Origin of the sequence: Caulobacter sp. B11 (assembly GCF_002737765.1) — a bacterium.
In the GTDB taxonomy this organism is placed as follows: Bacteria; Pseudomonadota; Alphaproteobacteria; order Caulobacterales; family Caulobacteraceae; genus Caulobacter.
On record NZ_PEGG01000036.1, the window covers coordinates 1 to 13,227 of the forward strand.

13 protein-coding genes and 1 pseudogene are annotated in these 13,227 nt (G+C 69.3%); 2 read left to right on the forward strand and 12 right to left on the reverse strand.

Annotation, left to right across the window (positions count from 1 at the left end; translation table 11 throughout):
- The 10 genes and pseudogenes from clpB to CSW58_RS02595 form a co-directional block, all read right to left on the reverse strand.
- On the reverse strand, window positions 1-2,230 hold a 2,230-nt coding region (gene clpB, locus CSW58_RS02555), incomplete at its 3' end, for an ATP-dependent chaperone ClpB (protein ID WP_099446183.1).
- A 196-nt stretch (window positions 2,231-2,426) separates the two neighbouring features.
- Entirely contained in the window at window positions 2,427-2,780 is a 354-nt protein-coding gene (locus CSW58_RS02560; RefSeq protein ID WP_236627609.1) for a hypothetical protein, read from the reverse strand.
- A gap of 87 nt (window positions 2,781-2,867) precedes the next feature.
- Window positions 2,868-3,509: pseudogene (locus tag CSW58_RS02565) on the reverse strand (cytochrome b/b6 domain-containing protein).
- Window positions 3,506-3,778 carry a PepSY domain-containing protein gene (locus CSW58_RS02570; RefSeq protein WP_161494543.1) on the reverse strand — a complete coding sequence of 91 codons (273 nt, stop codon included), beginning with the start codon at window positions 3,776-3,778 and terminating at the stop codon, window positions 3,506-3,508. The pseudogene CSW58_RS02565 and the gene CSW58_RS02570 overlap by 4 nt, the downstream one beginning before the upstream one ends.
- Window positions 3,779-3,880: 102 nt before the next feature.
- Window positions 3,881-4,624 (reverse strand): M48 family metallopeptidase, encoded by a 744-nt coding sequence (locus CSW58_RS02575; RefSeq protein WP_099446185.1) that lies wholly within the window; start codon window positions 4,622-4,624, stop codon window positions 3,881-3,883.
- Window positions 4,625-4,699: 75 nt separating this feature from the next.
- Window positions 4,700-6,115 carry a M20/M25/M40 family metallo-hydrolase gene (locus CSW58_RS02580; RefSeq protein ID WP_099446186.1) on the reverse strand — a complete coding sequence of 472 codons (1,416 nt, stop codon included), beginning with the start codon at window positions 6,113-6,115 and terminating at the stop codon, window positions 4,700-4,702.
- A 190-nt stretch (window positions 6,116-6,305) separates the two neighbouring features.
- Complete coding sequence (locus CSW58_RS14715; protein ID WP_236627610.1) at window positions 6,306-6,563, reverse strand: hypothetical protein; 258 nt, start codon at window positions 6,561-6,563, stop codon at window positions 6,306-6,308.
- Window positions 6,564-6,701: 138 nt separating this feature from the next.
- A complete protein-coding gene (locus CSW58_RS02585; RefSeq protein ID WP_236627611.1) occupies window positions 6,702-7,571 on the reverse strand; it encodes a DUF4167 domain-containing protein in 870 nt (289 codons plus the stop codon).
- A gap of 252 nt (window positions 7,572-7,823) precedes the next feature.
- Entirely contained in the window at window positions 7,824-8,693 is an 870-nt protein-coding gene (prmC, locus tag CSW58_RS02590) for a peptide chain release factor N(5)-glutamine methyltransferase (protein WP_099446187.1), read from the reverse strand.
- 168 nt (window positions 8,694-8,861) lie between these two features.
- Entirely contained in the window at window positions 8,862-9,641 is a 780-nt protein-coding gene (locus tag CSW58_RS02595) for an MOSC domain-containing protein (protein WP_099446188.1), read from the reverse strand.
- Window positions 9,642-9,728: 87 nt separating this feature from the next.
- On the opposite strand from CSW58_RS02595, the gene CSW58_RS02600 reads away from it, so the two are divergent.
- Together CSW58_RS02600 and CSW58_RS02605 are read left to right on the forward strand one after the other, a co-directional pair.
- Window positions 9,729-10,991, forward strand: a complete 1,263-nt coding sequence (locus CSW58_RS02600; RefSeq protein ID WP_099446192.1) for a YihY/virulence factor BrkB family protein — start codon at window positions 9,729-9,731, stop codon at window positions 10,989-10,991.
- A gap of 33 nt (window positions 10,992-11,024) precedes the next feature.
- Complete coding sequence (locus CSW58_RS02605; RefSeq protein ID WP_099446189.1) at window positions 11,025-11,549, forward strand: GNAT family N-acetyltransferase; 525 nt, start codon at window positions 11,025-11,027, stop codon at window positions 11,547-11,549.
- Between the two features lie 21 nt (window positions 11,550-11,570).
- Here CSW58_RS02605 and prfA read toward each other — a convergent pair whose 3' ends face one another.
- Together prfA and CSW58_RS15590 are read right to left on the reverse strand one after the other, a co-directional pair.
- Window positions 11,571-12,641, reverse strand: coding sequence for a peptide chain release factor 1 (gene prfA, locus CSW58_RS02610; RefSeq protein WP_099446190.1), 1,071 nt, complete (start codon window positions 12,639-12,641; stop codon window positions 11,571-11,573).
- 81 nt (window positions 12,642-12,722) lie between these two features.
- Window positions 12,723-13,055 carry a DUF2141 domain-containing protein gene (locus tag CSW58_RS15590; RefSeq protein WP_099446191.1) on the reverse strand — a complete coding sequence of 111 codons (333 nt, stop codon included), beginning with the start codon at window positions 13,053-13,055 and terminating at the stop codon, window positions 12,723-12,725.
- Window positions 13,056-13,227: the final 172 nt, after the last annotated feature.

A 13,227-nucleotide genomic window follows, 5' to 3' on the forward strand; every position in this document is an offset into this window, starting at 1 on the left:
TCACCAGCGGACGCACCGCCTCGACATCCTCGCCGTCCGGCTGGTTGGCCAGGAACTCCGAGCCCAGATTGCTGGTCATGATGATCAGGGTGTTGCGGAAGTCGACCGTGCGACCCTGGCCGTCGGTCAGGCGACCGTCGTCGAGCACCTGCAGCAGCACGTTGAACACGTCGGGGTGCGCCTTCTCGACCTCGTCGAACAGGATCACCTGATAGGGCCGACGCCGCACGGCCTCGGTCAGGGCGCCGCCCTCGTCATAGCCGACATAGCCCGGAGGGGCCCCGATCAGGCGGCTGACCGAGTGCTTTTCCATGTACTCGCTCATGTCCATCCGGGTGATGGCGGCCTCGTCGGCGAACATGAACGCGGCCAGGGCCTTGGTCAGCTCGGTCTTGCCCACGCCCGTCGGGCCCAGGAACAGGAAGCTGCCGATCGGCTTGGACGGATCGTGCAGGCCGGCCCGGGCCCGGCGCACCGCGTCGGACACCGCTTCCAGGGCCTCGTCCTGGCCGACCACGCGGCCGCGCAGGACGTTTTCCATCTGCAGGAGCTTCTCGCGCTCGCCTTCCAGCATCTTCTCGACGGGCACCCCGGTCCAGCGGCTGACCACGGCGGCGATCTGTTCGGCGTCGACCACTTCGGGCGTCAGGGGCTTGGCGCTGGTGGCGGTCTCGCCGCCCTCGGCCTCGGCCAGACGTCGTTCCAGGGCGGGGATCTCGCCGTACTGGATCTGGCCGGCCCGGGCGAAGTCGCCGGCCCGCTGGGCGGCGGCCAAGTCGGCGCGCAGGCGGTCCAGGGCCTCGCGGGCCTGGGCGGCGCCGCCGACCTTGTCCTTCTCCGCCTTCCAGCGGGAAGTCATGGCGTCGGACTGGCCCTGCAGCTCGTCGATTTCATCTTCAAGCTTTTCCAGGCGCTGCCTGGAGGCGGAGTCGGTTTCCTTGGACAGGGCCTCGCGCTCGATCTTCAGCTGCACCAGGCGACGGTCGATCTCGTCGAGCTCCTCGGGCTTGGAATCGATGGCCATGCGCACGCGGCTGGACGCCTCGTCGATCAGGTCGATCGCCTTGTCGGGCAGGAAGCGGTCGGCGATGTAGCGATTGCTGAGCGTGGCGGCGGCGACGATGGCGGAGTCGCTGATGCGCACGCCGTGGTGCACCTCGTACTTCTCCTTCAGGCCGCGCAGGATCGAGATGGTGTCCTCGACCGTCGGTTCACTGACGAACACCGGCTGGAACCGGCGGGCCAGGGCCGCGTCCTTCTCGACGTGCTTGCGGTACTCGTCCAGGGTCGTGGCCCCGACGCAGTGCAGCTCGCCGCGCGCCAGGGCGGGCTTGAGCAGGTTGGAGGCGTCCATCGCCCCGTCGCCCTTGCCGGCCCCGACCAGGGTGTGCATCTCGTCGATGAACAGGATGATCGAGCCCTCGGCGGCGGTGACCTCGCCGAGCACGGCCTTCAGCCGCTCCTCGAACTCGCCGCGATATTTCGCGCCGGCGATCAGGCTGCCCATGTCGAGCGAATAGAGCTTCTTGTCCTTCAGGCTTTCGGGCACGTCGCCCTCGACGATTCGCTGGGCCAGGCCCTCGACGATGGCGGTCTTGCCCACGCCCGGCTCGCCGATCAGGACGGGATTGTTCTTGGTGCGGCGGCTGAGCACCTGGATGGTGCGGCGGATTTCCTCGTCGCGGCCGATCACCGGGTCGATCTTGCCGTCGCGGGCCGCCTGGGTCAGGTCGCGGGCATAGCGCTTGAGGGCGTCATAGCCTTCCTCGGCGCTGGCGCTGTCGGCGGTGCGGCCCTTGCGGACGGCGGCGGCGGCGGCCTCCAGGCTCTGAGCCGAGACCCCGGCGTCCTTGAGGATCTTGGCCCCGTCGCCGCCTTCCTTGGCGATGGCGATCAGCAGGCGCTCGGTGGTGACGAAGGCGTCGCCGGCCGCCTTGGCGCCGGCCTCGGCGGCCTCGAACACCCGGGCGGTGTCGGGCTTCATGTAGAGCTGGCCGCCGGCTCCGTCGACGCGGGCCGTCTTGGCCAGCAGCGCGTCGGTGGCGGCGTCGGCGGCGTCGGGACGGCCGCCCGCCCCCTGGATCAGGTTGCGCGACAACCCGTCCTTCTCCTCGAGCAGCACCTTGAGCAGGTGCTCGGGACCCAGCTGCTGATGGCCTCGCGCCAGAGCCAGGCTCTGGGCGGACTGAACGGCTTGCTTGGCGCGGTCGGTATAGAGATCGATCTTCATGGGGTCCCCTTTTAGGCGGCTCGGGACGGGTCGCCTTGATCAAGCACAACCCGGCCCAGCGGATGTAGTGTGGCTAGTATGCAACACAAAGTCCCCCTGCCGAGGTTACGGGGCGGGGACCGGGATCAAGGGCGCGGACATCAGATCCTCGAGAAACAGGCTGGCCAGGGCCGCGCGCGAGTTCACCCCCGCCTTTTCATACACCCGCGCCAGCTGGGCGCGAACCGTGCCGGTCGCCGAGCCGCGCAGGACGGCGATCTCGGCCACGTCGAATCCCTTTCAGGGCGAAGACCGCCACGTCGGCCTCGGCCGGGGTCAGTCGCCAGTCGCGGAAGCGCTGGGCGGCCACCGCGCTGAGGGCGCCGGCCGCCACGGCCAGCGCCGCCTGCCGGCGTCGGCCCTCGGTCCACATCCGGCGGACCTGCAGCGCCCCGACCGCCACCCCGGCCAGCAGGGCCAGGGCGATCAGCGCCTCGATGACGATATGCGGACTGGGTCCGGCGTTGCGGATATCGGCGAGAGCGTCGCCGATGAAGAACACCGCGGCCATGGCCTGAACGGCGACGACGACGGAGACCGCCGTGGCCAGGCGGTCTCCCAGGGCAGGACGGGACGCGGGCGCGACGCGACTTGGCCATCAGGTCTCCTTGGTCTTGCCCTTCCCGCCTATCATCGCCGAGACGATCTGACGACCGCTGCGGCGGGTCTCGAACGCGACACCGAGCAGATGCAGGGCCGCCAGGGCCAGCAGCAGGTTGGCCGCGATCTCGTGGACCTCCTCGACGAGCTCGCCGCCCTCGCCCTCGCCTTCGGCTTCACCTTCACCCTCGCCGGCCTCTTCGTCCGCCTCGGTCATGGCCGTCGCCACGGCGGCGGGGCCGTTCGCCGCCCTCGGCGTCAACCTTCGGGGGAAAGCCCGTCATGGTCACCCCGGTGGCTATCACCACCGCCAGGCGGCCCACAGGGCATAGGCCATCAGGGCGCCGAGGGGATTGTGCGACCGGTGATGGACATGGCGGCCGGCCAGGATGTCGCGCACATGGTCGAGGGCGCGGCGCGGACTGGGCGGAAAGGACGCGAACCGCGCCTCCACCGGACCGATGATCCCCCAGACCAGGCGCAGGGCGAGCAGGCCGGCGACGGCCAGGCCGATCCAGACATGGATCTGCGATCCGCCTTCGGTGATCAGGCCATTGGCGACCACCGCCGCCGCGATTCCCCAGTGGGTGATCCGCACCAGGGGATCCCAGCGCCGCACCGCGGGCACGGCGCCGGTCATTCGCGGTCTCCCCGCCCCTTGCGGGCCTCGACCTTGAGCACCTTGCCGGTGCGGGCCTCGGCCAGGATCTCCAGTCGCGCCTGGTCCTTGACGGCCTTGATCTCCAGCCGACCATGCTCGGTCTCGAACTCGGTCAGACGATAGCCCTCGGCGGCGAGGCTGGCCTGGGCCCGGGCCCTGTCCGGCCCGATCACATCGCCGAGGCGGGGCTGGGCCAGGACGGGTTGGGCAAGGGCCAGAAGGGGAAGGGCGACAAACAGACTGCGCATGGGAACCTCCATCATGTTGCGACGGGGTTCAGGAACAGGGGGGAAGCGGTCGCGACCATTGACCGGTCGCTTACGGCGCGGCGGATAAGCGCCTGCTTACGGTCACCAGCCCCGGCTGCTCAGATAGGCTTCGAGCGCCGCGATACGGACGCTGTCCGAAGGGTGGGTCGACAGGAACTGCGGCGCGCCCGAATCCCCCTGGACCTGCATCATCCGCCACAGGGCGACGGCTTCGCGCGGCCGATAGCCGGCCCGCCGCATGTAGTCGACGCCCAGGCGGTCGGCCTCCAGCTCGTGCTGGCGCGAGAACGGCAACAGGAAGGCCAACCGGCTGGCGTCGTCGCCATAGGCCTTCAGACCGCGACCCAGCTGACTGGACTCTCCAGCCGCCGCCTCGGCCCCGGCCAGCAGCACCCGCGAGGCCGCAGACTGGGACTGGCGCTCGGCGGCATGGCGGGCGACCACATGGGCGGCTTCGTGACCGATCACCGCGGCCAGCTGGTCGTCATTGGCCGCCAGGTCCAGCAGCCCGACCGTGACCCCGACATGGCCGCCGGGCAGGACGAAGGCGTTGGGCGCCTCGTCCAGCAGGACGACATAGTCCCAGGATCGGTCGGACAGGCCGGCGGCCGCCACCACCCGCGCGCCGACGGCCTGGACCCGGGCGTTGCGATCGACGTCGCTGGACAGATGGCTGGTGCGCAGGGTGTCCTTCCACGCCTTCTCGCCGGCGGCGGCCAGACCAGAATCGCCGACGATCAGGAGCTGCTGACGACCCAGGTCGGGATTGTAGGCGCAGGCCGACAGGGCCAGGGCGATGAGAGCAAGCGGGAGAACGTGGCGCATGAGGAGGTTCCGAAAGTCTGGACCCAAGCTCTAGCCGCGTCGCGCGAGCCGCTCAATCGCCCTGTCGCCGCCGCCCTACTTCCCGTCGGCGTAAAGCTTGACCACCTCGTAGAGGAACCGTCGGCCGTTCATCAGCGCCTTGACCTGGATGCGTTCGTTGAGGCCGTGGATGTGGTCGCCATCGACCCCCGACATCAGGCCCGACAGGCCATAGGTCGGGATGCCGGCGGCGTTGGTGAAGCGGCCGTCGGTGGCCCCGGTGAGCATGGCGGGGATGAACGGGACGCCGGGCCAGATCTTGGCGGCGACCTTGCTGGCCGGGTCCATGATCCGACCCGTCAGCGGCGGCGGCGGGCTGACCGGGTCGGGCTCGGCGGCCAGGGCGACCGTGATCGCCGGGTCGGCGACGATGGCTTCCAGCTGGTCGCGGATCACCTTGGGGTCGTTGCCCGGCAGGATGCGGCAATTGACATTGGCCTTGGCGCGCTGCGGCAGGGCGTTGGGCGCATGGCCGGCCTCGACCATGGTGGCCACGCAGGTGGTGCGCATCATGCTGTTGCGACCCGGATCGCGGGCCAGGATGGCGGCGGCGGCGGCGTCGTTGGGATTGGCGACCATGGCCCGCATGGCCCCCGCCACCTCGGCGTCGGGCTCGATCTTGGCGTTCTGGGCGTAATAGCCCTTGGTGGCGTCGTTCAGGGCGAGCGGAAAATCGTAGGCCCCCAGGCGCGCCAGCCCATTGGCCAGATGATAGATCGCGTTGTCCTTGAGCGGCCGCGACGAGTGGCCGCCCGCGTTGGTCACTTCGAGAGTGTAGTCCATATAGACCTTCTCGCCGACCTGGATGCCCAGCAGCCGGGGCTGGCCCTTCTCGTCGAGCTGGCTGTCGTCGCCCTCGTTCAGCGCGAAATCAGCCTTCATCACCTCGGGATATTTCTCCAGCAGCCAGGGCACGCTGTTGAACGGGCCGCCCTCCTCGCCGCAGGTCAGGGCCAGCTTGAGGTCGCGGCGCGGCTTGAAGCCCTCCTGCCGATAGCGGATCAGGCTGTCGGTGAAGATGGCCGCCATCGCCTTGTCGTCGCTGACGCCGCGGGCATAGAAGAAGCCGTCTTCCTCGACCAGCTTGAAGGGGTCGCGCACCCAGTCCTCGCGCTTGGCCTCGACCACGTCGATATGGGCCAGGAGCAGGATGGCGCCCGCCTTGGGATCCTTGCCGTGCAGGGTGGCGACCAGGGCGCCGAACTTGGGAAACTCGGCCGGGGCCAGCACCCGGACGTCGCTGTCGGGGAAGCCCGCCGCCTTCAGCCGCGCGCCCATGGCCTCGGCGGCCGCCGTGCAGCTGCCGACCGACGCGGTGGTGTTGATCTCGACCAGCTCCTTGTAGAGGCCGCGAAAGGCCGTCTCGTCGGCGCTCTGGGCGCGGGCGACGCCCGTCAGGGCCAGGGCGGCGGTCGCCGTGGTCAGGAGAAAGATCTTGGTCTTGCCGCGCATGGTCGCCCCCGGAATGTGTGGGGCGAGGCTAGAGCCTTTCAGGGTCGGATGGAAACCTCAGACCCGGACAAAATGGCTCTATCTTCACAAGCTCAGAGCGCGGCCAGGCGGCCGTCAGGCGGCTTGGCCAGAGCGCGCCGGCCGAAACGCCATCATCCCCCGCCGATCGCGGAGGATGATGGGAAGGTTTCTAGGTTTCGTCAGCGCCCGAGGCGGCTTCCGACACCCGGGGGGCGCGGCGACGCTTGGGCTTGGCCGGGGCGTCGCTGTCCGAAGCCGCGGCGGGCGCGGCCGGGGCCGCCTCGACCGGAACTTCGGCGCGGGTCTTGCGACCCAGGAAGGCCGGGGCATGGCTGACGTCGCCGTCGTGGCTGCGCAGCATCGGCGAGGCCGGGCTGGCGGCTGAAGGAGCGGTCAGCGGGGTGGATTCGGGCTCGATCACCGCCATGGGATCGCGGTCGCGCGGCGCGCGGTCGCGGCGGGGACGGTCGCGGCGAACCTCGCCCTCGGCGCTTTCGACAGCGACGGGACGCTCTTCGCGCGCGGGCCGGTCCTCGCGAACGGGACGCTCCTCGCGGGGCGATCGTCACGGAAGCGATCTTCGCGGGGCGGTCGTCACGGGGACGGTCGTCGCGAGGGCGATCATCCCGGGGACGATCATCTCTGGGGCGATCGTCACGAGGACGATCTTCGCGCGGACGGTCGTCACGGGACGATCCTCGCGGGGGCGGTCATCTCTGGGGCGGTCGTCGCGGGGACGGTCATCTCTGGGGCGGTCGTCGCGGGGACGGTCATCCCGGGGACGGTCGTCGCGGGGGCGCTCATCGCGTTCGCGCCAACGGTCGCGGCGGCCTTGTTGGCCTTGCTGGCCTTGCTGGCCCTGTTGACCTTGCTGACCCTGCCCCTCGAAACGGTCGCGGCGCGGCTCGCCGTCGCGGGGACGGTCGTCGCGCTGGCGGTCTTCCCGCGGGCGTTCATCACGGGGACGATCATCGCGCGGACGCTCGTCGCGTTGCCGACCCTCGAAGCGGTCGCGGCGGCCTTCGCCCTGGTCGTTGTCGCCCTCGCCCGATGACTCGGTCTGGGTCTCGACCTGGGAGGCCTCGGCCTCCTCGGGCTCGGCTTCGAAGTCGATCTCGTAGGCTGAATAGGCGTCCTTGCCGATGATGTCGCTGACCGGGCGATTCGGCTGGATGGCGCGCAGGACGCGGAAATAGTGCTCGGCGTGCTGCAGATAGTTCTCGGCCAGAACCCGGTCGCCGGACGAGGTCGCGTCGCGGGCCAGCTGCTGGTATTTTTCGTAGACGCTTTGGGCCGCGCCACGAACCTTGACGCCGTCGGGGCCGTTCGAATCGAAGGCCCGGTTGGCGTTGTGTTGCTGAGGCTTACCGCCGCTGCTGCTGCCGCCGCGATTGTTGCGGCCGCGCTGGCGCTTCATGCCCTTGAAATCTCTCATCTTCTCTTTTGAACCTGTCCGGCCGTCGCCTGGCGATGCCGGCTGTTTGATCTCTTGAGACGGGGTGGACCGTTTTGGTCCTGCCTTCGAGTTTCTAGAGACGCTGGTTTCCGTAGAGCCTCCGCCCGGTTGGGGCGCGGCGATCGGCCTGGTCGGCCGTTCGCGCCTGCCGGCGGAGCGTCGCGACCATCAGGAATGGCCGCTTTTCCCGTCACCCGGCGATTTGGAAGGAGACACTCTTCGTCTAGCGCCTCACGCAGGGCTTTCCAAGGGATTTTTCACCCCGGTGACCACGCGGTCATGGGTGGAGAGATCCTTGACGGTGCGGACATTGGCGGCGCCGGCCTGGCGAAACAGGATCTCGACCGCCTCGGATTGGTCGAAACCGATCTCGACGGCGAACATGCCGCCGGGCTTCAGAACCCTCAGCACCTCGGGCGCCAGCAGGCGATAGGCGTCCAGGCCATCGGGGCCGCCATCCAGGGCCAGGCGCGGCTCGTGGTCGCGGACCTCGGGCTCGAGGGTCTCGATCACGTGGCTGGCGATATAGGGCGGGTTGGAGACCACCAGGTCGAACTCGGCGTCGGCCAGACCAGCTGTCCAGTCGCCGCGCAACAGGGCGCAGCGGGTGTTGAGGTCCAGATTGGCGGCGTTCTCGCGGGCCACGGCCAGGGCCTCTTCCGACACGTCGATCCCCAAGCCCTTGGCGGCCGGCCGCTCGGCCAGCACCGCCAGCAGGATGGTCCCCGAGCCCACGCCCAGGTCGAGCATGCGAAAGCTCATCCCTTCCGGGAAGGCCTTGAGCACCTCGTCGACGATCACCTCGGTCTCGGGACGCGGGGTCAGGACGTTCTTGTTGACCTGTAACAGGATCTTCCAGAAGCCCTTGCGGCCGATGATGTGGCTGACCGGCTCGCGGCGCGTGCGGCGCTCGAGATAGGAGTCCAGCGTGTCGAACTGTTCCTGGGTCAGCAGCCGATAGGGATCGGTGATGATGTCGGTGCGGGTGACGTCGGCGGCCACCTCCAGCATCAGGCGCGCATCGATGGCGGGTTGATCGATGCCGGCGTCCTTCAGACGCTCCTTGGCGGCGGTCCAGGCTTTGACGAGGGTCAGGGTCATGGTCGCTCCCATAGACCTTTGCGACGCCCAGGGCGAGATTGAGGATTGTACGATTTTGGGCGTCGGCGCCCCAGGAAGGGAGCCGACGTAGCCTTCTTGCGCAAAGGGCTCGTGAAGACAGGCGGGGCGCCTGAGCCGTTATGGCCTCCCGCCGCGCAATCAGCGCGACTACGACGGGATGTGAAACTCTTCGAGCTCCGCCGCGTCCCCCACCGCCACGCGCCCGCCTTCGGTGACATTCAGATAGATCCCGCAGTTCAGGTGGCCGTAGTGCTCGAACAGCGCCTTGACCACCTCGATGTCGCGCTCGGCGGTGACCGGGTCGACATGGGTGGCGGCGCAGCGGACGATCGGCTTGAGCACCTGGGCCCGCGCCTCGCCGAGGGCCAGGGTTCGGCCCGTCCAGTCGTTCTCGACCCAGGCCGGCCAGCCCTCGACATAGAGGTTGGCGCGGAAGCGCAGCGGATCGACTGGCACGCCCAGCCGGGTCTCGAGGTCGCGCACGCTGGCCAGGTTGATCACCGACACATAGCCGCTGCGGCTGTCCATGAACCGGTGGGCGCCGGGACCTTCGATCACCCGCAACGGGCCTGAAAGCCGCTCACCCAGCAGGGCGCTGAGCCAGGCCTCGAACCCGGCCCGTCCCGCGGCGTCGTCCAGGTCGGCGGCGAAGTCGGGCTGCCCATCAGCCGTGGCGCGAAACACCCCGGTCGCCTCGTCATAGGCGGTGCGGGCCTTGGCCACGGCCGGGATCTTGGCCAGCACCGTGAACTTCATCTTCGAGATGTGCACCGGGGCGGCGGGATCAAAGCCGCTGGGTCCGTCCTCGACGGCATAGAGCCGGTCGCAGGGGAAGCAGGCCCCGGCGGTCAGGACGGCCGCCTCCAGGGGCTCGGGCGTAAAGCCCTTGACGGGGTGACGACAGATCCGGGTAATCACGGCTTGCATGCCGCCACCCTCCGCGACCGCGCCGATCGTGGCAAGGCGCGGAACGCCTGTCGTCGCCGGGAATTGTCCAAGGTCGGAGGCTGCACCATGACTGATCCCGCCCGCCCACGCCGGTTACGGTCGTGGGTCGCGTCGCGCCCCTACCACCTGGCGCCCTGGATCGCCCTGCTGGCCCTGGCGCCGTTCGCCTTTCCGCGTCGGCTCGCCCCGACGCCGCCGCCGCCGGGCCTCAGCGAGGATCGCCGCCTGCCGCCCGAGGACTTCGACGCCGCCGAGCCCGGACGCGGCCGGGCGGCGCGATCTCCGCGCGGCATTCCCTGGCGCGGCTGGCGCGACATCGCCTGGCGCACCGGTCGCGAGATCAGCGTCGACCGCCTGCCGGTGGTGGCCGGCGGCGTCACCTTCTACACCCTGCTGGCCCTTTTCCCGGCCATCGGCGCCTTCGTGTCCCTGTACGGCCTATTCGCCGATGTCGGGGCTGTGGAGCGGCAACTGCGCGAGATGTCGGGGGTCTTTCCAGCCAGCGTCATCCAGATCGTCGGCGAGCAGATGCTGCGACTGGCCAGCCAGGAACAGGCCAAGCTCGGCGTCGCTTTCCTGATCAGCCTGCTGCTGTCGATCTGGAGCGCCAACGCCAGCATGCAGGCGCTCTTCGACGGCCTGAACGTGGTCTATGACGAGACCGAGAAGCGCAACTTCATCGCCCGAATCGCCCTCACCTACGTCTTCACCCTGTGCGCGGTGCTGTATGCGGCGGCGGTGGCGGCGGTGCTGATCGCGGTCCCGATCGCCTTTGAGCGTCTGGGCCTGGGCCCGATCGCCGGGATGTGGATTCCGCTGCGCTGGCTGACCGTCCTGGCCCTGACCGCCGTGGCCTTCGCCTTCCTCTATCGCTTCGCGCCCAGTCGAACCCAGGCCCGCTGGCGCTGGGTCTTTACCGGCTCGGTCTTCGCGGCCGGCGCCTGGCTCGGCGGCTCTCTGGGCTTCTCGATCTATGTCAATCGCTTCGCCCACTATGACGCCACCTATGGACCGCTCGGGGCGGTGATCGCCTTCATGGTCTGGGTCTGGTTCTCGATCCTGGCGGTGCTGGTCGGGGCCGAACTGAACGCCGAGATCGAACACCAGACCGCCAGCGACTCCACCACCGGTCCCGAGCAGCCGATGGGGGCGCGCGGCGCGGCCATGGCCGACACGGTAGGCCTGGCCTTCCACCCCTGGGAGGTGATCCGCCGCGAGGCCGGCATGGTTCGCCGCGTCGGCCGGCAGGCCTGGAGCACCACCTTCCGGCGGCGGGCCCCGCCGCCTTTTTCGCCGCCCGGGGGTTCGCGCGGCGACGACAGGCCCTAAGTTGGGCCTTTCGCAAGCCTGGACACCCCATCGATGTTTCTCGCCCGCGCCGAAGATGGCCAGATCGACGCCATCGCGGCCCTCGTCAATTCCGCCTATCGCGGTCAGAGCGCCCAGGCCGGCTGGACCCATGAGGGCGAGCGTCTGGCCGGCCAGCGCACCGATCCCGCCACCCTGCGCGCCGACCTGGCCGCCAAACCCGGCGCGATGATCCTGACCCTGAGCGACGTCCCCGACGGCCCGGTCGTGGCCTGCGTCTGGCTGGAGCCGCTGGGCGGTCCGGCCTGGACCCTGGGCATGCTGACCGTCAGCCCCACCCGCCAGGACGGCCAGCTGGGGCGCAGGCTGCTCGACGCCTGCGAGGCCCATGTCCGGGCCGAGGGCGGTCAGAGCCTGAAGATCACCGTGATCGCCGGACGCGACACCCTGATCGCCTGGTACGAGCGTCGCGGCTTTCAGCTCACCGGGGACGAGGAGCCCTTCCCCTATGGCGACGAGCGCTTCGGCCGGCCCCTGACCGACGATCTCAAGTTCCTGGTGATGAAGAAGCGTCTCTAAGGCCCGGTTCGGGCCGGGCGGTCAGGCGTAGCCGTCTTCCAGGGTAGCCAGGCGCGCGGCCTGATCCTCGGCGATCAGCGGCTTGATGATGTCGTCCAGGGCGTCGCCCTCCATCACCTTGGCCAGGTTGTAGAGGGTCAGGTTGATGCGGTGATCGGTCACCCGGCCCTGCGGGAAATTGTAGGTGCGGATGCGTTCGGAGCGGTCGCCGCTGCCCACCTGACCCTTGCGGGCGTCGGAGCGGGCGGTGTCCAAGGCTTCGCGCTGCATGTCATAGAGCCGGGCCTTGAGGTTCTTCATCGCCCGGGCGCGGTTCTGGTGCTGGCTCTTCTCCGACGAGGTCACCACAACGCCGGTGGGCAGGTGGGTGATGCGGACGGCCGAGTCGGTCTTGTTGACGTGCTGGCCGCCGGCCCCCGACGAGCGATAGGTGTCGATGCGCAGGTCGCTTTCGTTGATCTCGATCTCGACATCCTCGGCCTCGGGCAGCACCGCGACCGTGGCGGCCGAGGTGTGGATGCGGCCCTGGGCCTCGGTGGCCGGCACGCGCTGCACACGGTGCACGCCGCTTTCGAACTTCCAGCGGCCGAACACGCCGTCGCCGGTGACCGAGGCGATGATTTCCTTGTAGCCGCCCATCTCGCCCTCGGAGACGCTGTCGATCTCGACCTTCCAGCCCTGCAGCACGGCATAGCGCTGGTACATGCGGAAAAGGTCGCCGGCGAACAGGGCCGCCTCGTCGCCGCCGGTGCCGGCCCGCACTTCGAGAATGGCGGAGGCGTTCTCGTCCTTGTCCTTGGGGGCCAGCATCAGGGCCAGCTCGCGCTCCAGCACGGGCAGCTTCTCGTCCAGCACCTGGATCTCGTCGCGGACCATGGCCGCCATTTCGGGATCGGCGGCCATCTCCTCGAGGTCGGCGCGCTCGGCGGCCAGCTTGGCCAGGGTCTGCACAGCCTCGGCCACCGGCCGCAGCTCGGCGTGCTCCTTGGAGAGCTTGACGATCTCGGCCCCGTCGCTGGCGGCGCCCATGCGGGCCTCCACTTCGCGGAAACGGTCGAGAACCTGGTCGAGTCGAGCCTGGGGCAGTCGCAAGGGGTGACGTCACATATCTGAGGGGATCGGGCGGTCTCTGTACCGCTCGACGGGCGCGACGTCACCCCGGCGTGACGACGACTACTTCGGATAGATCATCGTCTCGCTGATCGCCGCGTCGCCGCTCACCGAGACCTTGACCTGATCAAAGGTCGGCTTGGCCCGCAGCGCGGCGGCGTTCACGGTCGACCAGCCCTCGGTAATCTTGCCGGTCGCGTCGGTCGTCATGTCGAAATTGCCGTCGACGTCGTGCAGCACCGAGACGGCGTAGTCGCCGTCCGGCACGTTGGGCAGGCGGACCCCTGACCTCGCCGCTGGAGGCGCCGTCGACGATGGCGCCCGAGGTCTGGGCGCGCTGCATGTACTGGTCGCGCGACTGCACGGTGACCAGGATCTGCCGCCCTTGGGCTGCACGCCCTTGGAGGGTCAGGGGCGATGTCGCCGGCCTGGGCCGCGGCGCCGAAGGTGGTGGTCGCGAGGAGAACGGCGGCGGCCGTGATGAGAAGGGCGGTTCATGATGGTTTGGCTCCCTCAGCCTGATCGCTGATGAAGTAACTTTTATTTTGCAAAGTACATGGCTAGGCAA